This is a genomic window from Pseudomarimonas salicorniae, from assembly GCF_023156535.1.
GTDB lineage: Bacteria > Pseudomonadota > Gammaproteobacteria > Xanthomonadales > Xanthomonadaceae > Pseudomarimonas > Pseudomarimonas salicorniae.
On the sequence record NZ_JALNMH010000018.1, the window covers coordinates 1 to 23,834 of the forward strand.

The 23,834-nt window shown below is 69.3% G+C and carries 19 protein-coding genes; 6 read left to right on the forward strand and 13 right to left on the reverse strand.

Annotated features, from left to right (window positions below):
- Positions 1-613: 613 nt before the first annotated feature.
- Positions 614-1,987 carry a signal recognition particle protein gene (gene ffh / locus M0G41_RS17295; RefSeq protein WP_248211364.1) on the reverse strand — a complete coding sequence of 458 codons (1,374 nt, stop codon included), beginning with the start codon at positions 1,985-1,987 and terminating at the stop codon, positions 614-616.
- 95 nt (positions 1,988-2,082) lie between these two features.
- On the opposite strand from ffh, the gene ccsA reads away from it, so the two are divergent.
- Positions 2,083-2,880, forward strand: a complete 798-nt coding sequence (gene ccsA, locus M0G41_RS17300) for a cytochrome c biogenesis protein CcsA (RefSeq protein ID WP_248211365.1) — start codon at positions 2,083-2,085, stop codon at positions 2,878-2,880.
- Positions 2,877-3,245, forward strand: a complete 369-nt coding sequence (locus tag M0G41_RS17305; protein ID WP_248211366.1) for a PilZ domain-containing protein — start codon at positions 2,877-2,879, stop codon at positions 3,243-3,245. The genes ccsA and M0G41_RS17305 overlap by 4 nt, the downstream gene beginning before the upstream one ends.
- Before the next feature lie 21 nt (positions 3,246-3,266).
- On the opposite strand, the gene M0G41_RS18735 is transcribed toward M0G41_RS17305, so the two are convergent.
- The 8 genes from M0G41_RS18735 to M0G41_RS17350 all read right to left on the reverse strand — a co-directional run bounded on the left by M0G41_RS18735 (position 3,267) and on the right by M0G41_RS17350 (position 12,154).
- Complete coding sequence (locus M0G41_RS18735) at positions 3,267-4,235, reverse strand: sensor domain-containing diguanylate cyclase (protein WP_282453013.1); 969 nt, start codon at positions 4,233-4,235, stop codon at positions 3,267-3,269.
- 68 nt (positions 4,236-4,303) lie between these two features.
- Positions 4,304-5,671 (reverse strand): DNA repair protein RadA, encoded by a 1,368-nt coding sequence (radA, locus tag M0G41_RS17320; RefSeq protein WP_248211367.1) that lies wholly within the window; start codon positions 5,669-5,671, stop codon positions 4,304-4,306.
- A 1,028-nt stretch (positions 5,672-6,699) separates the two neighbouring features.
- Positions 6,700-8,103 carry a replicative DNA helicase gene (locus M0G41_RS17325; protein ID WP_248211369.1) on the reverse strand — a complete coding sequence of 468 codons (1,404 nt, stop codon included), beginning with the start codon at positions 8,101-8,103 and terminating at the stop codon, positions 6,700-6,702.
- A gap of 295 nt (positions 8,104-8,398) precedes the next feature.
- Positions 8,399-8,848 carry a 50S ribosomal protein L9 gene (gene rplI / locus M0G41_RS17330; RefSeq protein ID WP_248211371.1) on the reverse strand — a complete coding sequence of 150 codons (450 nt, stop codon included), beginning with the start codon at positions 8,846-8,848 and terminating at the stop codon, positions 8,399-8,401.
- Positions 8,849-9,053: 205 nt separating this feature from the next.
- Positions 9,054-9,278 carry a 30S ribosomal protein S18 gene (gene rpsR, locus M0G41_RS17335; RefSeq protein ID WP_248211374.1) on the reverse strand — a complete coding sequence of 75 codons (225 nt, stop codon included), beginning with the start codon at positions 9,276-9,278 and terminating at the stop codon, positions 9,054-9,056.
- 33 nt (positions 9,279-9,311) lie between these two features.
- The gene (rpsF, locus tag M0G41_RS17340; RefSeq protein ID WP_248211376.1) at positions 9,312-9,731 is read right to left on the reverse strand and encodes a 30S ribosomal protein S6; all 420 of its coding nucleotides are present in this window, start codon (positions 9,729-9,731) and stop codon (positions 9,312-9,314) included.
- A 132-nt stretch (positions 9,732-9,863) separates the two neighbouring features.
- Positions 9,864-10,409, reverse strand: coding sequence for a class I SAM-dependent methyltransferase (locus tag M0G41_RS17345; RefSeq protein ID WP_248211377.1), 546 nt, complete (start codon positions 10,407-10,409; stop codon positions 9,864-9,866).
- Positions 10,406-12,154 (reverse strand): DUF885 domain-containing protein, encoded by a 1,749-nt coding sequence (locus M0G41_RS17350; protein WP_248211378.1) that lies wholly within the window; start codon positions 12,152-12,154, stop codon positions 10,406-10,408. Before M0G41_RS17350 ends, M0G41_RS17345 begins: the two co-directional genes overlap by 4 nt.
- Before the next feature lie 146 nt (positions 12,155-12,300).
- Between M0G41_RS17350 and M0G41_RS17355 the strand changes: the two genes are divergently transcribed.
- Positions 12,301-14,433: a TPR end-of-group domain-containing protein gene (locus M0G41_RS17355; RefSeq protein ID WP_248211379.1), complete on the forward strand. Its 2,133-nt coding sequence runs from the start codon at positions 12,301-12,303 to the stop codon at positions 14,431-14,433.
- A 787-nt stretch (positions 14,434-15,220) separates the two neighbouring features.
- Here the strand turns inward: M0G41_RS17355 and M0G41_RS17360 are convergent.
- Complete coding sequence (locus M0G41_RS17360; RefSeq protein WP_248211380.1) at positions 15,221-15,916, reverse strand: nitroreductase family protein; 696 nt, start codon at positions 15,914-15,916, stop codon at positions 15,221-15,223.
- A 325-nt stretch (positions 15,917-16,241) separates the two neighbouring features.
- On the opposite strand from M0G41_RS17360, the gene M0G41_RS17365 reads away from it, so the two are divergent.
- Positions 16,242-17,168, forward strand: coding sequence for an ABC transporter ATP-binding protein (locus tag M0G41_RS17365; RefSeq protein WP_248211381.1), 927 nt, complete (start codon positions 16,242-16,244; stop codon positions 17,166-17,168).
- The gene (locus M0G41_RS17370) at positions 17,165-18,535 is read left to right on the forward strand and encodes an ABC transporter permease (protein WP_248211382.1); all 1,371 of its coding nucleotides are present in this window, start codon (positions 17,165-17,167) and stop codon (positions 18,533-18,535) included. The genes M0G41_RS17365 and M0G41_RS17370 overlap by 4 nt, the downstream gene beginning before the upstream one ends.
- Positions 18,536-19,337: 802 nt before the next feature.
- Here the strand turns inward: M0G41_RS17370 and M0G41_RS17375 are convergent.
- The 3 genes from M0G41_RS17375 to M0G41_RS17385 all read right to left on the reverse strand — a co-directional run bounded on the left by M0G41_RS17375 (position 19,338) and on the right by M0G41_RS17385 (position 22,726).
- Positions 19,338-20,636 carry an N-acetylmuramoyl-L-alanine amidase gene (locus tag M0G41_RS17375; protein WP_248211383.1) on the reverse strand — a complete coding sequence of 433 codons (1,299 nt, stop codon included), beginning with the start codon at positions 20,634-20,636 and terminating at the stop codon, positions 19,338-19,340.
- Positions 20,637-20,756: 120 nt separating this feature from the next.
- The gene (gene tsaE, locus M0G41_RS17380; protein WP_425511273.1) at positions 20,757-21,251 is read right to left on the reverse strand and encodes a tRNA (adenosine(37)-N6)-threonylcarbamoyltransferase complex ATPase subunit type 1 TsaE; all 495 of its coding nucleotides are present in this window, start codon (positions 21,249-21,251) and stop codon (positions 20,757-20,759) included.
- Positions 21,248-22,726 carry an NAD(P)H-hydrate dehydratase gene (locus M0G41_RS17385; protein WP_248211384.1) on the reverse strand — a complete coding sequence of 493 codons (1,479 nt, stop codon included), beginning with the start codon at positions 22,724-22,726 and terminating at the stop codon, positions 21,248-21,250. Before M0G41_RS17385 ends, tsaE begins: the two co-directional genes overlap by 4 nt.
- Here M0G41_RS17385 and queG point away from each other — a divergent pair.
- Positions 22,725-23,834 (forward strand): tRNA epoxyqueuosine(34) reductase QueG, encoded by a 1,110-nt coding sequence (gene queG, locus M0G41_RS17390; RefSeq protein ID WP_248211385.1) that lies wholly within the window; start codon positions 22,725-22,727, stop codon positions 23,832-23,834. The genes M0G41_RS17385 and queG overlap by 2 nt on opposite strands.

Sequence of the window (23,834 nt, forward strand, 5' to 3'; positions counted from 1 at the left end):
CGTGGCGGTCATGAGAAAGCTGCTCACCGCTGCCTGGACCCTCGTCAAAAGCCCAGAAAAGTACGACGGGAGCAGGCTGTTCCCGAGCCAAGAAATCGCTTGACAGGGAACAGAGTGTCTACAACAGCAGCGGGGCTACGGGTCCGCGGCGGATGCGACGAGCGCTTCCCGTACAGCGCAGCTTGCTGCGCTGAGCCCCCCGCCCAGCCGCGGTCCCCGGTGCTTCAGCCGAGCAGGCCAGACTCCACCTTTGCGTCTCGCGGCATTTTTCGCCGTGCATGGCGACGGGGGTTCGCCGCCGCGCGGTCACCTACTCGAAGCACCCGGCCGGTCGCCCTGCATGGCGACCGGCGTTCGCCCGCGCGCCACTTACCGAGGCAAACCTGAAGCGCTGACCAGTAGGAAACCTTCCTGTTTCACCGCTTCGTAGGGCCCGGCCCGTCGCCCTGCATGGCGACGGGCGTTCGTCCGCGCGCCACTTACCGAGGCAAACCTGAAGCGCTGACCAGTAGGAAATCTTCCTGTTTCACCGCTTCGTAGGGCCCGGCCCGTCGCCCTGCATGGCGACGGGCGTTCGCCGCCGCGCGGACCTGCGGTCCGCAAGCGCGGCGGCTCACCCCATCGGAAATCCACCGGGGCCCTGGCGGCCGAGCATGCCCTTCATGCCGCGCATCATCCCCTTGATGCCGCCGCCGCTGAGCTTGGACATCATCTTTTCCATCTGCTGGAACTGCTTGAGCAGGCGGTTGACGTCGGCCGGCGTGGTGCCGGAGCCGCGGGCGATGCGGGCGCGGCGGGAGCCGTTGAGGGTGGCGGGGAAGCGGCGTTCCTTCTTGGTCATCGAACCGATGATGGCGATCGAGCGGACGATCTCCCTGTCGTTGACCTTGTCCTTCAGGTGCTGCGGAATCTGGCCGATGCCGGGCAGCTTGTCGAGCAGGGAGTTCAGTCCGCCCATGTTCTGCATCTGCTCGAGCTGGTCGCGCATGTCGTTGAGGTCGAACTTCTTGCCCTTGACCACCTTCTCGGCGAGCTTGGCGGCCTTCTCCTGATCGACCTTGCGCTCCACTTCCTCGACCAGGGACAGCACGTCGCCCATGTCGAGGATGCGGCTGGCGATGCGGTCCGGGTGGAAGACGTCGAGGCCATCCATCTTCTCCGCGGTGCCGATGAACTTGATCGGCCGCCCGGTCACGTAGCGCACCGACAGCGCGGCGCCGCCGCGGGCGTCGCCATCGGTCTTGGTCAGCACGACGCCGGTCAGCGGCAGCGCATCAGCAAAGGCCCGCGCCGTGGTCGCGGCATCCTGGCCGGTCATCGAGTCGACCACGAACAGCGTCTCGACCGGATTGATCGCCGCGTGCAGGGCCCGGATCTCGTCCATCATCGCCTGATCGATGGTCGTGCGTCCGGCGGTATCGACCAGCAGCACATCGACGAACTGCTTGCGGGCGGACTCGATGGCGCCCCGGGCGATGTCTACCGGCGACTGGTCGGGCTGGCTCGGGTGGAACAGGACCTCGACCTGGCCGGCCAGGGTCTCCAGCTGGGCGATCGCCGCGGGACGGTAGACGTCGCAGCTGACCACCATGACTTTCTTCTTGCGCCGCTCGCGCAGCAGCTTGGCCAGCTTGCCGACCGTGGTGGTCTTGCCGGCGCCCTGCAGGCCGGCCATCAGGATCACCGCCGGGGCCGGCACGTTGAGATTCAGCTCGCTGGCCGCCGAGCCCATCAGCGCGGTCAGCTCGTCGCGGACGACCTTCACCAGGGCCTGGCCCGGGGTCAGGCTCTTCAGCACCTCCTGGCCGACGGCGCGGACCTTGATCCGCTCGACCAGGGCCTTGACCACCGGCAGGGCGACGTCGGCCTCGAGCAGGGCCACGCGCACCTCGCGCAGGGCCTCGCGGATATTCTCTTCGGTCAGGCGACCGCGACCGCGTAGGCGCTGGACGGTGGTGGACAAACGTTGGCTCAGTGACTCGAACATGGCTGCAGGGCCTTGAAAAGAAGCGCGAAATTATAGCGCAGGATGCCCACCCGACCGGTGCACGGTGGCATACGCGTATGCGACACTCCGCGCCAATGACGCTCCTGCTGCCCGCCATTGCCGCGATCGCCCTGTATGGCCTGGCCTCGTGGCGCCTGGGGCGTGCCGCTCCCGAGCACTCGGCGGCGCTGCCGCTCGGCCTCGGCCTGCTGGCCGTGCTGCTGCACGCAGCGGTGCACGCGCTGGACGCCTACCGCTCACAGTCGCTGCCCCTGCATTTCTTCTCCGCCCTGTCCTGGGTAGCCCTCGGCATGGCTGCGCTGTCCACCGGAGTCGCCTGGAACCGCCGCTTTGAGGCACTGGGCAGCCTGGTCTATCCGCTCGCCGCGCTGGCCCTGCTGGCCTTCATCCTGCTGCCCAGTGCGCGCGCGCCGGACGTGCTCGACTGGCCGCTTCGGCTGCACGCCCTGCTCGCCCTGCTCGCCTATGCCACGCTGGCGGTCACCGCCGCACTGGCCGTGCTGCTGGCCGGCCAGGAGCACCTGCTGCGCCGACGCCGGCTCGACCATCCCCTGCTGCAGCTGCTGCCGCCGCTGACCGAGCTCGAGGCCCTGATGTTCCGCACCCTGGCCGCCGGCTTCCTGTTGCTGACGCTGGCGCTGACCATCGGCGCGGTCTTCGTCGAGGACCTGTTCGCCCAGCACCTGGTGCACAAGACCGTGCTCAGCGTACTGTCCTGGACGGTGTTCGGCGCCCTGCTCTTCGGACGCATGCGCTGGGGCTGGCGCGGCCGCCGCGCGGTGCGCCTGACGCTGGCCGCCATGGCCCTGCTGCTGCTCGCCTTCTTCGGCAGCAAGTTTGTTCTTGAGCTGGTTCTGGGGCGCGGCGCTTGAACGGCAACGGCAACGAGCGTCGACGCTTCCGGCGCTTCCCCATCGCCGGAAGCGTGCGGCTCTACTCGGGTACCCAGATGTGGCAGACCGAGCTGATCGACCTGTCCCTGCGCGGCGTGCTGGTCAGCATCCCCGAGGGCTGGGCCGGTCAGCCCGGCACCCGCTTCCGCCTCGACGTGCGCATGGAAGGCGGCCTGGTCATCGGCATGGGCGTCGAGCTGGTGCGCATCCGCGAGCACGACCTCGCCTTCTCCTGCCAGAAGATCGACCTCGACAGCTTCACCCGGCTCAAGCGGCTGGTGGAACTCAATGTGGGAAACGCCGAGGTACTGAACCGCGAGCTGACCGTCCTGCTCAGCCGCTGAGGCGTGCAGCCTTGCGCCGGTTCAAGCCGGCGCTCGCCCCCGGCGCTCGCGCCAGCCCGGCTGGAGCACGCGACCGCGTCCTGCCTCCTTGGCCTCGTAGAGCAGCGAATCCACGCGACGCAGCAGGTCGACTGCGTGTCGATCCTCGTCGCCGACGCTGCACACGCCGGCGCTGAAGTCGCAGGGAATCTGCTCGCTGCCGAGCTTCATCGGCGACTCGCCCAGCCTGCGACGGAGCCGGTCAAGCCTTGCCACCGCCTCATCCAGGCCCGTGTTCTCGAACAGTACGGCGAACTCCTCACCGCCGAATCGCGCCGCCCGGGCGCCTTCACCCAGCTGCCTCTCGAGCTCGCCGGCGACATGCCGCAGCAGCTCGTCGCCGACCAGGTGTCCGTAGCGGTCGTTGATCCGCTTGAAATGGTCGAGGTCGAGCATGGCGACCTGCCAACTGCCGCCCGGCCGGCCGGCATCGCGGGCGCTCAGCACCTCGCCCAGCCAGATCAGGAACTGGCGCCGGTTGGCCATGCCGGTGAGGTCATCGCAGTTGGCGAGGCGATGCAGTTCGGACTCCAGACGCTTGCGTTCGGAGATGTTCACCACCACCCAGGTCACGGCGCGCAGGCCGTTGCCATCGTCCTGCAGCGGAGCGATCCGGCCGATGAACCACTGCGGCCCCTCGGGACCATCCATCGGGTTTCCGTCGCAGTCGAGCGCAGACAGCGGATACTCGCTGCTACGGGGCTCGCCACTGTCGAGCACACCACGGATGTCAGCGAGGAATCCGTCAGCCAGCGCCTTGGGCATCACCTCGTGCAGCGTCTTGCCGATCAGATAGTGCGGGCTGTCGTACTGGGCACGCTCGTTGGCGCCGAAGACGTCAAGGTAGCGGCCTTCATGGTCGAGCACGAAGACCGGATCGACCAGGGACTGAAGCACGCCCTCGAGAAAGGCGGCGCGTTGGCGCAGGGGCGAGAGGGAACGCTGGGCCATGTTCTCGGGTGCGGGAGGGGCAGGCGCCCCGATTGTAGCGGGCGGGCCGGCCGCTGCGGCGTGATGGCTCAGTCCGAGGCCGCCTCCAACGCCTCCTCGATGCGCCCCACCGCGATCACCTCGATCGACTTGGACAGCGAGCCCTTGGCGGCATTGCCGCGCGGAACGATGGCCCGCTCGAAGCCGTGGGTGGCAGCCTCCTTGAGGCGGTCCTCGCCGTTGGGGACCGGGCGGATCTCGCCGGACAGCCCGACCTCTCCAAAGCACACCGTCTTGCCGGAGAGCGCGCGGTCGCGAAGCGAGGAGACCACAGCGAGCAGCACCGGCAGGTCGGCCGCGGTCTCCTGCACGCGGATGCCGCCGACCACGTTGCAGAACACGTCCTGGTCGAACACGCCGACGCCGCCGTGGCGATGCAGCACGGCCAGCAGCATGGCGAGGCGATTGGACTCCAGGCCAAGGGTTACCCGGCGGGGGTTGGACAGCGGGCTCTGGTCGACCAGGGCCTGGACCTCGACCAGCAGGGGACGGGTGCCCTCGCGGGTCACCATGATCGCGCTGCCGGGGCCATGGCTGGAGCCCGACAGGAAGATCGCCGAGGGATTGGGCACCTCGCGCAGGCCCTTGTCCGACATCGCGAACACGCCCAGCTCATTGACCGCGCCGAAGCGGTTCTTGAACGCCCGCAGGACGCGGAAGCGACTGCCCGACTCGCCCTCGAAATAGAGCACCGCGTCCACCATGTGTTCCAGCACGCGCGGGCCGGCGATGCCGCCTTCCTTCGTCACGTGGCCGACCAGGAACACGCTGGTTCCGGTCTCCTTGGCAAAGCGCACCAGCCGCGCCGCGCTCTCGCGGACCTGGCTCACCGAGCCGGGCGCCGCCTGCAGCTGCTCGCTCCACAGGGTCTGGATGGAGTCGGCGATGATCACCCGCGGCCGCACCCGCGAGGCCTTGTCGAGAATGCGTTCGATGCAGGTCTCGGCCAGTGCCTGCAGACCGTCCAGTGGCAGCCCCAGGCGCGTCGCACGTCCGGCGACCTGGCCCAGGCTCTCCTCGCCGGTGACGTAGAGACCCGGGCAGGTCGGCGCCAGCATGGCCAGCGCCTGCAGCAACAGGGTCGACTTGCCGATCCCGGGGTCTCCTCCGACCAGGACCACCGAGCCCTGTACCAGCCCACCGCCGAGCACGCGGTCCAGCTCCGCGATACCGACGCCCATGCGCACTTCTTCGGCCTGTGAAACGCTGGCCAGCGGCGTGACTTCGGCGCTCGATGCGGCGCCTGCCCAACCCACGCTCCGCCCGCCAGCGCCGCCGCGCTCGGCCGGCGCCTCGGTCAGGCTGTTCCAGGCCCCGCACTCGCCGCACTGCCCCGCCCACTTCGTGGCGCTGGCCCCGCATTCGCTGCAGTAATAAGTCGTCTTCGTCTTGGCCATGGCCTGCGCATCCTGTCATCCGCCCGGGCCGGCCGGGGGCGCGAGAGTGTAGGCCCCCCGCCGCCCTGCGCCAAACCGCCTACCCCATCCGCCAAGGCAAGGCACCGCACGCAGCCCGGCGACGGGACTTCCTCTCGATCGTCCTGGACGAAGGAGCAACCCGCGTACAGGGCACACATCGGTCATTCGGTGATTGCCGCGCAGGGTGCGCCTCGGGCGCAGCGATACGGTTATTCGGACGGCACGCCCGATGTGGCCAAGCCGCCGCCCATGAGCGGCCGGTTTGCGCCCTGCGGATCACGCTTGAACGTGCCCCCCTTTACGGTCGCTGTTGGCCAACGGCTGCGGCGAGGGGTGGACACCCCTTTGCCGACGCCGTGGACATCGGTGGTGCTCTCGCTCTGCCCCCAGTTGGCGGATCCGCACGTCGGAGGGAACGATTCCGGCCGCGAGCGCGCGTTCGCAGAGGCGAACTCCGGGCGCGAAGCAGACATTCATAGGGTGCGGCTTGCCGCACCGGGCGTACCGTCCGAACGCCCGTATCGGTGCGCCAAGGCACACCCTATAGGCCTTCGCCGACCCCCAACGGTGCCCGACTGTGGGAGTGCCCTTGGGCGCCACCGCAGCGCTCCAGATTCACCACAGACTGCGGCCAGAGCGGGTCTCCGCGGTCGCGCCCGAGGGCACTCCCACAATTTGACTGCGGTAAGGGCTGCTTCGCGGCACAAACCGGACCTGGCAGCACCGTTGCTGTAGGAGCCAGCTTGCTGGCGATCGTCCCATCCGGGGCGCCTATCGCCAGCAAGCTGGCTCCTACAGCGGGACCGGGGCGAATGCGAACTTTGCCCCCAAACTACACACCACCGAACGCACGTTCTGGGTCGACCCCTGCCTGTCGCCCCATCATTGGACTGCGAGCGGTCGGTGTCCGCGACCCCCATCCCTGGCGACCGCGTCTTCGCGCTGGGTGCCTGCCGCAGCCGGACTGCGCAGCGCCCGATCCAGCGGCTCCTCCGGCCGAGGCAGGGCTACTCGAAACTGCCGCTGTAGGACTCGGAGGCGTAGTTGTCGAAGCGGGTGAACTGGCCATTGAAGACCAGCTTGATGGTCCCGGTAGGGCCGTTACGCTGCTTGCCGATAATGATCTCGGCCAGGCCCTTGTCGGGCGAGTCCTGGTTGTAGTACTCGTCGCGGTAGATGAAGACGATGACGTCGGCGTCCTGCTCGATACCGCCCGACTCGCGGAGATCCGACATCACCGGACGCTTGTCGGTGCGCTGCTCCAGCGAGCGGTTGAGCTGGGACAGGGCGATGACCGGGCAGCTCAGCTCCTTGGCCAGCGCCTTCAGCGAGCGCGAGATCTCGGCGATCTCGGTGGCGCGGTTCTCCTTGTTGCCGGGGACCTGCATCAGCTGCAGGTAGTCGATCACGATCAGCGACAAGCCGCCGTGCTCACGGGCCAGACGGCGCGCGCGCGAGCGCAGCTCGGTGGGCGACAGGGCCGGGGTGTCATCGATGAATATCTTCGCCTCGGCCAAGAGGGTGATGGCGTGGCTGACCCGCGACCAGTCCTCGTCCTCCAGCTGGCCGGTGCGCAGCGACTGCGCGTTGACCCGGCCGAGCGAGGAGATCAGGCGGAAGGCCAGCTGCGAGGCGGACATTTCCATCGAGAAGACGGCCACCGCGCGCTTGGTCTTGAGCGCGGCGAATTCGGCCATGTTCAACGCCAGCGCGGTCTTGCCCATCGAGGGGCGCGCGGCAAGGATGATCAGGTCGGAGGGCTGCAGCCCGGTGGTGCGGGCGTCGAAGTCGTTGAAGCCGGTCGGCACGCCGGTGACCTGTCCCTGGTTCTCGTAGCGCTCCTGGAGGATGCGGAAGGCGTCCTTCACCGCACTCTTCATCGCCACGAACTGCTTCTTGCCGCGGGCGCCGGCTTCGGCGATCTCGAACACCGACTTCTCGGCCGACTCCAGCAGCTCGCGCGAGGCACGGCCTTCGGGCTGGAAGCCGTCGTTGGCGATCTGCGTGCCGACGTCGATCAGCTGGCGAAGCACCGACTTCTCGCGGACGATCTCGGCGTAGGCGACGATGTTTGCCGCGCTCGGCGTGGTGCTGGCCAGCTCGATGATGTAGCCGGCCCCGCCGACCTGCTCGGACAGTCCGTGGCGGTCGAAGTACTCGCCGAGGGTCACCGCATCGCAGGGCTGCTGGTCACCGGCGAGGGTGCCGATGGCGCGGAAGATCAGCTGGTGGTCGCGACGGTAGAAGTCCTCCTCGACCAGCTTGTCGGCGATCTGGTCCCAGGCCCGCTCGTTGAGCATCAGCCCGCCCAGCACAGCCTGCTCCGCCTCCACCGAGTTCGGCGGCACGCGCAGCGCATCGATGCGGGCGTCGCGCTCGGGACGGGGCTTGGAGGGAAAGACGGCTGCCATGTGCGGTGGAACTCCTTGGGGGGGAGGCAACGACGAAGTCGATCATCCTAGCGCCGCGAGGCCCCCATGCGTTGCGCACAAGTCTGTGGATAGGTGGTGGAAAGTCGCGCCGGGCTCGGGGGATCGCCGGACGCTCGCGCCGTGACACGCGGCCCCTCGCTGTTCGGGATGGAGGCAAGTCCTACGCCCTTGCCGTCTCAGCGGCTGAGACGCCGCCGGCATCCGGCCGGTACCGTCCCCTGGAACGACGAAGGCGCCCGAAGGCGCCCTCGTGGATCACGCCGGAGAGGCGAGATCAGGACTCCGGGACGACCTCGACCTTGACGGTCAGCTCGACGTCGGCGTGCAGGTGGATCAGCACCTCGAACTCGCCGGTCTTGCGGATCGGGCCCTCGCCCATGACGACTTCGCTCTTGTTCAGCTCGAAGCCGGCGGCGGTGAAGGCCTCGGCGATGTCGCGCGGGCCGACCGAGCCGAACAGCTTGCCTTCGGTCGAAGCGTTGGCGGCGATGGTCACCATCTGGCCTTCCAGGCGCGCCTTGCGGCCTTCGGCCCCGTCCAGCTGGGCCTTGGCCTTGGCCTCGTACTCGGCGCGGCGCTGCTCGAAAGCCTCGACGTTGGCGGCGGTGGCCGGCACGGCCTTGCCCTGCGGGACCAGGAAGTTACGGCCGTAGCCGGGCTTGACCTTGACCTTGTCGCCGAGGCCACCGAGGTTGGTCACCTTCTGCAGAAGGATCAGTTCCATTTCATGTACTCCGGTTCGTTAGCGACGCTGTGCGCCGCAACGGGTGCTGTCCGAACGGACGGGATGTTTGGGGATGAGGGCTCAGGGCTCAGGGCTCAGGGCTCAGGGCTCAGGGCTCAGAATGCAGCTTGGGGCATGACAGCAAGGCCTTGCGTTCGCCTCGCCCTGCTTTCCTGAGCCCTAGCCTCTAGTCCCTAGGCCCTACTCAGTGATTGTCGCAGTACGGCAGCAGGGCCAGGTAGCGGGCGCGCTTGATGGCGGTCGCGAGCTGGCGCTGGTACTTCGACTTGGTGCCGGTGATGCGGCTCGGGACGATCTTGCCGGTCTCGGTCACGTACTGGCGGAGGGTGTTGAGATCCTTGTAGTCGATCTCGGTCACGCCCTCGGCGGTGAACTTGCAGAACTTGCGGCGGCGGAAGAACTTGGACATGTCGGTTTCCTAGAGTGAGCGGTCGGACAGGACTCAGGCAGCTTCGTCGTTGCTGCTGTTGCTGCTGCTGTCGTTGCTGTCGCTGGAGTCGCTGCTGCTGTCGTCGTCACGACGGCGACGCTCCGGCTTCTCGTCCTTGGCCTTCATGATGTGGCTCATCTCGGTGACCGCCTCGTCGCAGCTGATCACCATGTGGCGCAGCACCGCGTCGTTGAAGCGGAAGCCGGAGACCAGCTCGTTCAGCACGGCCTGGGGGCACTCGATGTTGAACATCACGTAATGGGCCTTGACCAGGTTCTGGATCGGATAGGCCAGCTGGCGGCGGCCCCAGTCTTCCAGACGGTGGATCACGCCCTCGCCGCCCTCGATCAGCGACTTGTAGCGCTCGATCATGGCGGGGACCTGCTCGCTCTGGTCCGGATGGACCATGAACACGACTTCGTAATGACGCATTGCTTCTCTCCTTGTGGATACCGGGCCGTTTCCGGAACCGGCAGCCTTCCGCGGGATGCGGTAAGGCAAGTGACCCGCAGGACGCGGGGCGCGAAATGGTACGCGCCCGCGGCCGCTGCCGCAAGCCGGGGCTCAGGCGACGGTCAGCTCCAGGTACATGGTCAGGGTCTCCTCCGGGCCGCGCATGTCGAGACCGCGCATCGCCGGATGCAGGGACTCGTTGAAGGCCGACTCATGCAGGACGAGTCCGGCGCTGTTGGCCAGGCAGCGCAGGGTGGCGCGGTCGTAGACGAAGGGGCCGACCCCGCGCAGGCCGAGGTTCAGGACCTCGGCGGCGGTGTCGCAGAGCAGGGGCAGGCCGACGTGACGGTGCCAGATCTCGCGCAGCCAGTCGGGGCGTTCGAGGTAGGCGCGGGTGAAGCGCGCAAGGTCCGGGGTCAGGATGCGCACCACCCCGCCCGGCTGCAGGATGCGCCGGCACTCGCGAAAGAAGCCGAGGCAGGCCTCGGGGGCGATCTGAGAGATCACCTCCTCGCAGAACAGGCATTCGACGCTGGCATCGGGCAGGTCCAGGGGCCGGCCGATATCGGCGACGATATCGGGATGGAGGGCGGCATCGATGTCGACGCTGAGGAAGCCCTCGATACGCCGCTCGCCGGCACCGATGCTGAGCTTCATTCCCCCCCCTGCTGGCGGGCGATCCAGCGCTCCATATGCTGCTCGAGCACGGCCAGCGGCACCGAACCGGTGGCCAGCACGGCGTCATTGAAGTCGCGCAGGTCGAACTTCTCGCCCAGCGCCTTCTCGGCGCGGGCGCGCAGCTCGGAGATGCGCAGCTGGCCGATCTTGTAGGCCAGGGCCTGGCCCGGCCAGGCGATGTAACGATCGATCTCGTTGATCACGTCCTGGCGGGTCTTGGGCGCGTTGGCGAGGAAATAGTCGATCGCCTGCTGCCGGCTCCAGCCCTTGGCATGCATGCCGGTGTCGACCACCAGGCGCACCGCGCGCCACATGTCATAGGCCAGCTGGCCCATGCGGTCGTAGGGGTCGCCGTAGAGGCCCATCTCGTAGCCGAGGCGCTCGGCGTAGAGCGCCCAGCCCTCGCCGTAGGCAACGATGTAGGCGACCTTGCGGAACATCGGCTGCTCGGGCAGCTCAAGGCCCAGGGCGAACTGGAAGTGATGGCCGGGCACCGCCTCGTGCAGGGACAGGGCCATCATCTCCCACTTCGGCCGCACCTCGGGCTTATACAGGTTCACGTAGTAGAAGCCGGCCCGCGAGCCGTCGGTGGCGCCCGGCTGGTAGTAGGCGGTGGTGGTGTCCGGGGCGATGTTGTCGGGGATCGGACGCACGCCGTAGGGCATGCGCGGCAGCTTCCGGAACACCTTGACCAGCTCCGGATCGATCCGCTTGGAGATCGCCCGATAGCCTTCCAGCAGGGCCTCGGGGCTTTCGTAGTAGAACTTGGGATCGCTGCGCAGGTGCTCGAAGAAGGCGCCGAGGTCGCCCTCGAACTTCACCTCCTGTTTCACCTGCTCCATCTCGGCGCGGATCCGCGCGACCTCCTTCAGGCCGATGGCATGGATCGCATCGGGGCTCAGCTCGGTGGTGGTGAAGAAACCGGCCACCCAGGCGTAGTAGTCCTCGCCCTGGGGCTGGTCGGTGGCGGCGATGCTCTCGCTGCAGGCCGGCAGGTACTGCTCGTCGAAGAAGCTGCTCAGCCTGCGGTAGGCAGGCAGCACCGATTCGGCGATGGCCTGGCGGCCGGCGGCGCGCAGGCGCTGGCGATCGGCCTCGGGAATCGACTCGGGCATCCCGGCGAAAACCTTCCAGAAGGACGAGTCCTCGACCTTGTGGACCGCCTGCGCCTTGAGTTGGCCGGAGACGCGCTGCATCACCACCCGCGGCGGGGTGACCTTTTCCCGGATGCCCTCGGCCATCAGCGCCTGGGTCTGCGCGGCATAGGTATCGAAGGCGCGCAGCCGGGCGATCCAGTTCTCGTAGTCCTGCACGGTGCGTGGCGGGATCTGCTCCAGGATGTTGACGAAGGTCTGGATGCCGCCGCGCTGGTTGATCGGCGCGAGGTGGCGACGGAAGCGCTGGCCGGCGATCTGCTGGCGCAGCTGCCAGCCGAACACCTCGTGGTTCAGGCGATCGGCATCGGACAGCTCGGAGGCGTCGATGGCCTCCAGCCTGGCCAGCGCGGCGCGGTCGACCGCCTGACTGGCGGCGATGGCGTCGGGACTGAGGTCCGGCAGCTGATCGGCGAAGCGCTTGTCCCCGTAGTAGGAGGCTGACAGCGGGTCCTCGCGCAGGCCACGCTCCCATTCATCGGCAAACAGCCGTTTGAGGACCTCGGTGGGCGTCTCCGCCTGCACCAGGACAGGGGCGATCAGGCACAACAAAACCAGCAGTCGCGACATGACAGGCTCCGGGCGGGGGGAGCCAGGAGTCTACCCCGAGCCCGCCCGGGCACGGCCGGCACAGGTCGCGGACACCCTGCCTTCTGGCGCTGGGCAGCTTTCCGGCCCACGGGTAAGGTAGGCGCGCACTCCCCGATCGACCTCGCGTGAACCGGCCAGCCTCTCCTTCCCTGCTCAGCGATGCCTGGACCGAGCTGCGTCGGCGCAAGGTAGTCCGGGCGGCGGGCGCCTATGCGGTCACCGCCTTCGTCGTCCTGCAGCTGGCCGAGATCACCTTCGAGCCGCTCGGCCTGCCACCGCGCGCACTGACCTGGACCATCCTCGCCGCCATCCTCGGCTTTCCGCTGGTCCTGGTGGTGTCCTGGTACTTCGACCTGGGGCCCCGCGGGATGACCCGCGACCGCAACCGCGCCCAGCGCGCCGGCGCGGTGTTCGCCATGCTGCTGGTGCTGTTGACCACCGCCGGGCTCGGCCTGTGGCTGGTCGGCATCTACGAGCGCGAGGACGCCGGCGCCGCCGCATCCACCGCCGCCCACGACGCCCCGGACAACTCGGTCGCCGTGCTGCCCTTCGACGACATGAGCGCCGAGCGCGACCAGAGCTATCTGGCCGAGGGCATCGCCGAGGAGCTGCTCGACCGCCTCGCCCAGAACCGCGCCCTGCGCGTGGCCGCGCGCACCAGCTCGTTCGCCCTGCGCGCGCAGGGCCTCGACGCGCGACAGATGGGCGAGACCCTCGGCGTGCGCTGGCTGCTGGAGGGCTCGGTGCGCAAGGCCGGCAGCCGCCTGCGGATCACCGCCCAGCTGATCGATACGCGCAGCGGATTCCACCAGTGGTCGCAGACCTACGAGCGCGATGATGGCGATCTGTTCGCCCTGCAGGACGAGGTCAGCGAGGCGATCGCCGCCACGCTCAACGGGCTGATCGGTGGAGAAGCCTTGGCGGCAGTGGAGGATTCGCGCGCCCTGTCGAGCGATCCCGCGGCGCTGCAGGCCTTTCTCGCCGGTCGGCAGCAGTGGCGGCTGCGCACCGCGGCAGGTCTTGCCGCGGCGATCGAGCTGTTCCGCGAGGCGGTGGAACGCGATGCGGAGTTCGCCCGGGCCTGGTCGGGCCTGGCCGATGCCTATCTGCTGCAGGCCAACTACGGATTCCGCCCGGTGCAGGAGGCCCTGGCCCTGGCCGAGCCGGCAGCGGTGCGCGCGGTCAGCCTGGCCCCGGACCTGGGCGAGGCCTGGGCCAGCCTCGGCCTGCTGCGCAGCATCGCTGGCCAGCTCGAGGCCGCCGAGCGCAGCCTGCGCGAGGCCATGCGCCTCGACCCGCGCTACGAGATGGCACCGATGTGGCTGGCCGACGTGCTCGGCAGGGGCGGCCGCTTCGACGCCCAGCTCGACGTGCTGCGCCAGGCCCAGGCGCTGAATCCGCTGGAGCCGATCATCGGCGGCAACCTGGCCCAGTCGCTGGCCCTGCACGGACGCTTCGAAGAGGCCGAGGCCGTGCTGCAGCGGCTGCTGGCAGTGACCCCCGAGAGCACGCCCCTGCTGCGCACCGCCGCAGATATCGCCCTGCAGCGCGGCCAGCTGGCCCGCGCCTGGGAGCTGGCCGAGCGCGCCGAAGCCAGCGATCCGGGCGCGCCGGCCACGCTCGAGACCCGGATCCATGTGCTGCTCCTGCTGGGCGCCGCGGATCGGGCCGAACAGCTGCTGGCGGCCCTGCCCCAGGGCAGCCTGCGGCGGCTGGCCGCCCGCCAGTGGACCGCCCTCTATGCCGATCCGCCCCGATGGCTCCCCGAAGTACGCGAAGGCCTGGCCGGGCTCGAGGCCGAACGCGGCGAGGAAGCCCGCTTCCTGCGCCTGCTGTCGGCCTGGGCGGCGCTGGTCAGCGGCGAGCGCGAGGCGGCGCGGCGACAACTGCAGGGCCTGGCCGACCAGCCGGGCGGCGCCGATCCACAGCACTTCGAAATCACGTCCCTGCTGGCCGCCCTCGGCGGCGACGGCGCCAGTGACAGCGCACGCTGGTGCGAGGAAGCTGCGCGCTGGCAGCAGCTCGGCAGCGGCTCGACCAAGGGCCAGGTCGCGGCTGCGGCCGCGCTCTCGCTGTGCGGTGAGTCCGACCCGGCCATGCTGGCTTTGGAGCGCGCGGTAGCGGCGGGCTTCAGCGATGCCCGCCAGGCCGCCGCCGACCCGCGCTTCGCTGCCCTGCGAAAAACACCCCGTTTCGCCGAGCTGCTGGCGCAGATGCGCGAGCGCGTCGCGGCCGAGCGCGAGCAGGCGGGACTGTAGTCCGAACCATCGGGTGCCCCACTCCATAGGGTGCGGCTGGCCGCACCGAACGTACCGTGTTAACGGCGTTGCCGTGGCAGTCCGTCGCGGCGGGGTGTCGGACGAGTCTCTCGATCAAGAGCGAAGGCGGCCCGCGAAGGACGCGAAGATCGCGAAGGGGCCGGAGGGTGTTCGGATTGGGCGCGCGCACCGCGCACCGCGGCGTCGCAGGACTGCCATGCACCCCGGCAACGGCCAGTCTCCGCGGTCGCGCCCGAGGGCACTCCCACAGGCGCGCTGCAACGGCGCCGACAACGCATAGGGTGCGGCTGGCCGCACCGCACGCAGCGTTCGAACGGCGTTGCCGTCGCGGCACGGCGGCGGGAATCACGATCACGAGCAGGAACGATCCGCGAAGGACACAAGACGCGAAGGCAGGCCGAGGCTTCCGGGCTGCCGCGTTACGTGCAGCGGACCGCGGCGTCGCGGAACGGCGATGGGCCGCGGCAGCGGCGGGTCTCCGCGGTCGTGCCCGAGGGCACTCCCACGGGCGCGCTGCAACGGCGCGGGTCAACGCGCATTGGGTGCGGCTGGCCGCACCGGGCATACGGTCCGAAGGCCCGTACCGATGCGCCCAACGCACACCCTATAGGGCTTCGCCGACGCGCAACGAGGCCCCGTAGAGGCTCTGCTCGCCTGGGCGTCGCGATATGGCGACCCCATCGGGTCGCAGGCGAGCTGAGCCTCTACGTGCGGTGTTGGCGGGGCGGAAAGGCGAACGTCCGCTTCGCGCCCGAATCCACCCTGATCAAAGAAACCGGACGTAGTCCTCCAGCGGCAGGCGGCTGATGGCCGGGACGCGGCAGCCCTCGGCGGGATGGCCAACCACCAGCAGCAGGTAGGGCATCTCGTTCTTGGGCCGGCCGAGGATCTCGTTGAGGAAGCCCATCGGGCTCGGCGTATGGGTCAGGGTGGCGAGCCCGGCCAGATGGAGGGCGGCGATCAGCATGCCGCAGGCAATGCCGACCGACTCGTGCGGGTAATAGCGCTTGTGCTTGTTGCCCTCGGCGTCGAGGCCGAAGCGCTCGTAGAACACCCCGATCAGCCAGGGCGCGGTTTCGAGGAAGGGCTTGTGCGCATCGGTTCCGAGCGGGGCCAGGGCGTCCAGCCACTCCTGTGGCGCGCGCTGGCTGTAGAACTGGCGCTCTTCTTCCTCGGCCGCCTCGCGGATGCGTCGCTTGATCTCCGGATCCTGCACCGCCACGAAGCGCCAGGGCTGCTGGTTCGCACCACTGGGCGCCGTCCCCGCGGCACGCAGCGCGGCCTCGATCAGCGCGCGCGGCACCGGCGTCGCCGCGAAGTCGCGCACCGTGCGCCGGGTGCCGAGTCGCTCGGCCAGCAGGCGGGTGCGCGCCACCCGCTCGGCCTCATCCATCGCTTCGCGCGGAGGGAGGGGAACGGTGGTGGCGTCGTAGCTCTGGGTCATCGGCATGAGCGTGATCATTGGAGACGCCGCATCTTCGCACAGGCTCCCGACGGCCCTCGGGGGAGGGTCGCCAGAGGGCGCCAAGCAGACCTTCCGCAAAACCCGAATGTAGGAGCCAGCTTGCTGGCGATCGTCCCATCCGTGGCGCCTATCGCCAGCAAGCTGGCTCCTACAGCGGGACCGAGGCGAATGCGCACCTCGCGCCCAAACCTGCCCGAGGCGATCCGTCACGCAGCTTCCTCGACCGCCCGGGAGCGGGCGCGACCCGAGCGGTCACACCGTTGCACCAACGCCGTCAAGCCTGTTCCGCTCTGCGTATCCGTGCTCCACTTGATTGATGAACATGGCGATTCGACTCACCGACCTGCACAAGTCCTTCGGCCCCAAGCAGGCCGTCCGCGGTATCGATCTCGAGGTGCCTCGGGGAGCGCTGTACGGAATCATCGGTCCGAACGGGGCGGGCAAGAGCACCACCCTGCGGATGATTCTCTCCATCCTGTTCCCCGACGCCGGGGAGATCGAGGTGCTGGGCTGCCGCTCGGCGCTGGCGGCCAAGGACCGAATCGGCTACCTGCCGGAGGAGCGCGGCGTCTACCGCAAGATGAGCGTTGGCGACTTCCTGCGTCACATGGCACAGCTCAAGGGCGTGCCGCGGGGCGACTGCGCGCGGCGGATCGGCCACTGGCTGGAGCGGGTGGCGCTGGCCGACGTCGCCCGCAAGAAATGCGAGGAGCTGTCCAAGGGCATGCAGCAGAAGGTGCAGTTCATCGCCTCGGTGATCCACGAGCCCGAGCTGTTGATCCTCGACGAGCCATTCTCCGGCCTCGACCCGGTCGCCATGCGCCTGCTCCGCGACCTGATCCTCGAGCAGCACCGGCGCGGCACCACCGTGCTGTTCTCGACCCATGTCATGTTCCAGGCCGAACAGCTCTGCGAGCACATCGTGATGATCCACGACGGGCGAAAGGTGCTGGACGATTCCCTGGCCGGCATCCGTGATCGTCATGCGCCGCGCGCCTTCCTGATCGAGCCGTTGGCTGCGATCGACGACGCCGCTGCGCGCCTGCAGGCCCTGCCCGGCGTGCAGGCCGTTGCGGAGTCCGGACGCGGCTGGCGCGTCGACCTGTCCGAACAGGCTGATCCCGCGACAGTCCTGCCGCAAGCGGCAGCGACGCTGCCACCGGCACGACTGGAACTGATCCAGCCTACCCTCGAGGACATCTTCATCGGCATCGCCGGCCGCCCGGCCACCACGGAGGTCGAGGCATGAACAAGATCCTGCAGATCGCCCTTCGCGAGTTCCTGGCCACGGTGATGACCAAGGGCTTCCTGTTCGGCATCCTGATCACGCCGCTGCTGATCGGCGCGATGATCCTGCTGCTGCCCCTGCTGATCCAGGACCGCGCGCCCCGGGTCGAAGGCCGGGTGGTGGTCTTCGACGCCGGCGGCCAGGTCATCGAGGGCCTGCGTGCCCAGCTGGCCCCGGCGGCCTTCGCCGAGCGGCGCGTCGCCCTGCAGCGGCGTATCGATGCGGTGATGCCGGGCTCGGTGCGCGAGCTCTCCGGCCAGACGGGCAGTGGGGCGATGCGCGACGCGATGGACCAGGCCCTGGGCGAAGTGCCTCAGCTGCATATCGAACGGATCACCGATCGCGAGGCGCTGGATGCCGCCCGGGCCAGGCTGGCGGACGAGGACTCCGCGCTGGCCGTCGTAGTGGTCCACGAGAACGCGGTGCGGGCCGCGGCCGGCGGCGAGCTGGGGCACTACGACCTGTTCATCCGCGACCGTCTGGATGACCGCCTGCTCGACGAGCTGCGCGAGGCGGCGAAAAGCGCGATCGTCGAGGCGCGGCTGGCCGCGCGGGCTCTGGACGCCGCCGAGATCCGCGCGCTCACCCGGGTGCCCCGGGTCAGCGCGGTCAAGGTCGGTGCCGAGGGCGAGAAAAGCTCGAACGAGATCGCCTCCCGCCTGCTGCCGATGGCCTTCATGATACTGATCCTGATCTCTGTGATGACCGCGGGCCAACAGCTGATGACCTCGACCATCGAAGAGAAGTCATCGCGGGTGGTCGAACTGCTGCTGGCCGCGGTGTCGCCGACCCAGCTGATGGCCGGCAAGATCCTCGGCCAGCTGGCGGTGGGCAGCCTGACCCTGATCCTGTATGGCGGGCTCGGCCTGGTTGCCCTCGCGAGCTTTGCCGCGCTGGGCCTGATCGACGCCTGGATGCTGTTCTATCTGGTGGTGTTCTTCCTGATCGCCTGCGTCGTGCTGGCCGCGCTGATGGCGGCCATCGGCGCCGCGGTCAACGAGCTGCGCGAGGCCCAGGCCCTGCTGACCCCGGTGATCCTGGTCGTCATGCTGCCGATGATGCTGTGGATGCCGATCAGCCGCGATCCGAACTCGACCTTCGCCACCGTGCTGTCAATGCTGCCGCCGGTGAACCCGTTCGTGATGATCCTGCGCATGACCTCGAGCGTGCCCCCGCCTGCATGGCAGGTCTGGCTGTCGATCGCCATCGGCATCGGCTCGGTGTTCGCCGCCATCTGGTTCGCCGGCAAGGTCTTCCGCATCGGCCTGCTGATGCACGGCAAGCCGCCCAATCTGCGCACCCTGTGGCGCTGGGTACGGATGGCCTGAGAGCGGCCGGTTGGGGCGCATTTTTGCCGTTCGCCCTGGCCGGCGAATGGGGCCTTTGTTCTGGACCCAGAGCCAGATCAAAGATCAACATCAAGGGCGTTTCGAACCGTCCTTCGGCCGGCCCGAGTCACTTCTCTTTGCGTGCCCAAAGAGAAGTAACCAAGAGAAAGGGCACCCCGGTCAGGCGCCTTCCGGGCTTCCTGCCCTCCAGGTACGCGGTCGGGTTCCGGGGTTTTTCGACAGCACGTCCTTGTCCTGGCGAAAAACACGCGCGCATCGTGCGCGCGTCCCTTTGGGCTGATCCTCCACCCGCCCGCCGCCAGACAGGGGCCCCGTTATCGGCCATCCTGGCCGCACAGCCGGGAGTCCGTGACGCCTTGAATCGTCAAGGCGCTAAGGCTCTACGCTGCGCCCCGCTTGTCTCCTCCCCTTGCGCCGCGCAGCGGCGGAGGGGGAGGTCGGGAGGGGGTTCGCTCTTGATCTTGGGTCCCGTCTGCAGCGCCGAGCAACGCAGCCGGCTTCGGGGGAAAGGCGCGCATGTTCGAGCGCAGGGATGCGCGAGTTCGCGCCGGCCCGAAGCCGGCGAGTAGCGCAGGGCACCGACGCTGCGGAGCAGTGGCGGCGCGGAAGTGGGGTCGGCTTCTCTTTGGTTACTTTCTCTTGCCGATCAAGAGAAAGTGACTCGGGCCGACCGAAGGTCGGTCTGAAAGCTCTTGATCCGGTTCTTGATCTGGCTTCGCCCGAAAGGCCCATTTCGCCGGCCAGAGCGAACGGCAAATATGCGCCCGAACCTGCCGCCGGCTCAGCCCGGGCCGACCCCGCTGGGGATGCGCAGGCGGTCGCCGACTTTGACCATGTCGCCGCGAATCTGGTTCGCGGTGCGCAGGCTGCTGAGCGGGACACCGTGGCGGGCGGCGATCTGGCTGAGGGTCTCGCCGCGACTGACCACGTGCTCGCGGGCGCGGACGTCGACGTTGGCGGCGATCCAGGTGCCCGGCGGCGGCTGCGAGTAGAAGTAGTCGCGCATGCCATCAATGATCGCCATCGAAAGCCGGCGACGGTAATCGGCGTCGTTGAGCTTGCGCTCGTCGCTGGGATTGCTGATGAAACCGGTCTCGACCAGGATCGAGGGCACGTCCGGCGAGCGCAGGACCACGAAGTTGGCCCGTTCGACCTGCTGCTTGTGCGTCTTGCCGACCCGCTTGAGCCCGCTGAGCACGCTGTTGGCGACGTCGCCCGAGGCCTTGAGCGTGGCGCTTTGCGCAAGGTCCAGAAGCACCGCGGCGAGGGTATTGTCCTTGTCGTCGAGCTTCACCCCACCGACCAGGTCAGCGGCGTTCTCGGTGCGCGCCAGCCAGCGCGCGGCCTCGCTCGAGGCGCCCCGCTGGGACAGCATGTAGACCGAGGCGCCGGAGGGCGTCGGCTTGTGGAAGGCGTCGGCGTGGACCGAGATGAACAGGTCGGCCTGAGCCTTGCGCGCCCTGCGGTAGCGCTCTTCCAGCGGGATGAAGTAGTCACCGTCGCGGACCAGGAAGGCCTTCATGCCGGGCTCGGCATCAACCAGCCGGGCCATCTCGCGGGCCATGGCCAGGGTCAGGTTCTTCTCGCGCGAGCCCTTGGGGCCGATGGCGCCGGGATCCTGGCCGCCGTGGCCGGCGTCGATGGCAACGATGACCGGGCGCTGCAGGTCTTCGACCGCGGTGGCGACGGTCTTCACCGCGACCGGCTCCGCGGGGGTCGCAGCGCGGCCCTCGAGATCGACCACCAGGCGGTGGCCGTGGCCGTCACCGGGCGGCAGGACGAAACTGGCCGGCTTCACCTCACCGCTGAGGTCGAGCACCACGCGCAGGTCGGTCTTGCCCAGAAGGCCGGTGCGCACGCCACGAACCACGCCGGTGCCCTCGCCGGCCGAGAAGCCGCTGCCCAGCCGGCTGCCCTTGATGTCGAGCACCAGGCGGTCGGGGCCGGCCAGGCCGAACAGCTTGTAATCAATGGGACCAGAGAGATCGAACACGGCGCGGGTGCGGCCGTCTTCCTCGGCCAGGCGCAGGCCCCGCAATTCGGCAGACGAGACCGGACCGGCCAGCAAGAGGCCAATCACAGGCAGTAGCCAGCGGCGGGTTCCCCGGTTCATGCCGCCGATTGAACCCCAGACGCCGGAGGAACGCAAGACTTTTCCCTTTTATTCCATAGAGCTGCGCGAGTTATCTCGACCAGCTATTCAGAAAGCAGTGCAACTCGCATCGGAGCGCAAGGCGCCCAGCCAGGCCTCTCCACGCAGGCTCAACGCCTGCAGCCGCGCGAGCCGCCCAGCGCCGGCGCGGGCAAGGTCGATGCGCAGGTCGACCGGCGGCAGACGGTCGCCGCCGCGTTCGGGCCATTCGACCAGCCACAGCGCCGTGTCGGTGTACTGCTCCTCGAGGCCGAGGTAGTCCAGCTCGGAGGGATCGGCCAGGCGGTAGAGGTCAAGGTGCAGGCAGTGGCCGACCGCCGTGGCGTAGGGCTCGACCAGGGTGTAGGTCGGGCTGCGCACCGCCCCCTCGACCCCGAGGCCGCGCAGCAGGGCACGGGCCAGGGTGCTCTTGCCGGCGCCAAGGTCGCCGTGCAGGGCCACGACCAGGGCCGGCCGCTGGCGCGGCAGAGAACGGGAAAGCGCCTCGCCGAGCGCGACGCTCGCCGATTCGTCGGCCAGGCACAGCTCCTGGTGAGCCCTCACGGATTGAGCACCCGGCGCAGGGCGGGAAACAGATCGCTGGCGATCAGGCCGCGTGGCTGGCCGTCGGCGGCACGGTCACCGGCCGTGGCGTGGGCCACCGCGCCGAGCGCGGCGGCCTGCCAGGGACCAAGTCCCTGCGCCAGCAGGGCCGCGACCACCCCGGTCAGCACGTCGCCCATGCCGCCGCTGGCCATGCCCGGATTGCCGGCGTCGACCACGCCGAGGCGGCCCTTGGGGTCGGCCACCAGGCTGCCATTGCCCTTCAGCACCACACAGGCACGGTAGCGCCGGGCCAGCTCGCGCGCCGCGGCCGGGCGGTCGGACTGGATCCCCGCGGTATCGGTGCCGAGCAGGCGCGCGGCCTCGCCGGGATGCGGGGTCAGCACCAGCCTGCCCGGCAGCTCCCGGCCCGCCTCAAGATGCCAGAGCCCGTCTGCATCCAGCACGCAGGGCAGATCCTGCCCGGCCGCGCGCCGCAAGGCCTGCTCCAGCTGCTGCCGGCCCCATTCGCCGCGGCCCAGGCCCGGCCCGACCGCCAGCACGCTGGCGCGGCCGGCTGCCTCGGGCCACGTAGCGCCGTCCGCCGGGGCCACCATCAGTTCCGGCCGGCCGCCCAGAAGTGGAACGGCATGTTCGGGACGGGTGAGCACCGAGACCAGCCCCGAACCGCAGCGCAGGGCCGCCTCGGCGCACAGGCGGACCGCCCCGCCCATTCCATGGTCGCCCCCGACGACCAGCACATGGCCGAAACGGCCCTTGTGGTCGTCATCGCGCCGCGGCGCCAGCCAGCCGAGGCAGTCGTCAAGGGCAAGCAGGCAGGCCTCAGGCGGCTCGCCGCCGGCGCCCGCGCTGGCGCCCAGATCATCAAAGTGACGATCGCCTGCATGCGCCCGTCCAGCGCCGGTGTACAGGCCGAGCTTGCGGCCGACAAAGCTGACCGTCAGCGCCGCGCGCAGCGCCGGGCCCGGAGCGTGGCCGCGATCGGCATCGATGCCCGAGGGCACGTCGAGCGCCAGCACCGGCGCCCCGGCGTCGTTGACCGCCTCGACCAGGGCCGCCGCCGCCCCCTCCAGCGGCCGCGACAGGCCGGTGCCGAACAGGGCGTCGACGATCAGGTCGACGCGGGGCAGCGCATCCCCGGGCCGCCAGGGCGCAACCTCGCCGAGCCGGCGCCATTCGGCGCAGACCGTTCGCGCCTCTTCGCTGGCGGGCTCGCGGCCCTCCAGGGCGAGCACGCTCACCTCAAGGCCGGCTTGACGGGCGAGGCTCGCCACCACGTAGCCGTCGCCGCCATTGTTGCCGGCGCCGCAGAGCACCAGAAGCCGTCGTGCCTGCGGCCAGCGTTGGCGCAGGGCGTCGAAGGCGACGCGGCCGGCACGGCGCATCAGCTCGAGGCCCGGCGTGCCGGCGGCGATGGCGGCGGCGTCCAGCCGGCGTACGGCAGCGCTGGAGTACAGTGGCGTCCCTGATTTCATGCCGCGATTCTACTGGCCGATGAGCCCGGAAACCGATGCCCCCGGCGCCGCCTTGGCCGATCCCGGCGCCCTGGTCGAGGCCCTGCGCGCAGCCGCCGCCGAACTCGGCTTCCAGGCCCTGGGGATCTCGGGTATCGAGCTGGCCGAGGACGAGCGGCGCCTGCTGGACTGGCTGCAGCGCGGCTACCACGGCGAGATGGACTACATGGCAAGGCACGGCACCCGGCGCGCCCGCCCGGCCGAACTGGTGCCCGGCACGCTGCGGGTGATCTCGGCGCGCATGGACTACTGGCCCGAAGCGGCACGCGAGCCATGGAGCGTGATCGATGATGGAACGCTGGGCTATGTTTCGCGCTATGCGCTGGGCCGCGACTACCACAAGGTGCTGCGGCAGCGCCTGCAGAAACTGTGTGACTGGCTAGCCGAGCGAGTCGGCGAGTTCGGCTACCGCGTGTTCACCGATTCGGCACCGGTGCTGGAAAAGCCGCTGGCGCGCAACGCCGGACTCGGCTGGATCGGCAAGCACAGCAACCTGATCGATCGCCGCAGCGGCTCCTATTTCTTCCTTGGCGAGATCTACACCGATCTCGCCCTGCCGGTCGACGCCGCGGCCAGCGACCACTGCGGAACCTGCACCCGCTGCCTGTCGGCCTGCCCGACCGGCGCCATCGTCGCGCCTTACCAGGTCGATGCGCGGCGCTGCATCAGCTACCTCACCATCGAGCACCCCGGCAGCATCCCGGAGCCCCTGCGCGCGCCGATGGGCAATCGGATCTATGGCTGCGACGACTGCCAGCTGGTCTGCCCGTGGAACAAGTTCACCCGACCGGCGGCGCTCGTCGACTTCGAGGTCCGCCACGGACTCGACGCCCCGCAGCTGATCGACCTGTTCAGCTGGGACGAGGAGACCTTCCTCGCCCGTACCGAGGGCTCGGCGATCCGCCGGATCGGCTGGGAGCGCTGGCTGCGCAACATCGCGGTGGCGCTGGGCAATGCGCCCCGCTCCGAGTCCGTGGTCGCGGCGCTTGTATCACGCCGCGACCATCCTTCCCCAGTCGTCCGCGAGCACGTCGACTGGGCCCTTTCGCGGCAGGCCGGCCACGACTGA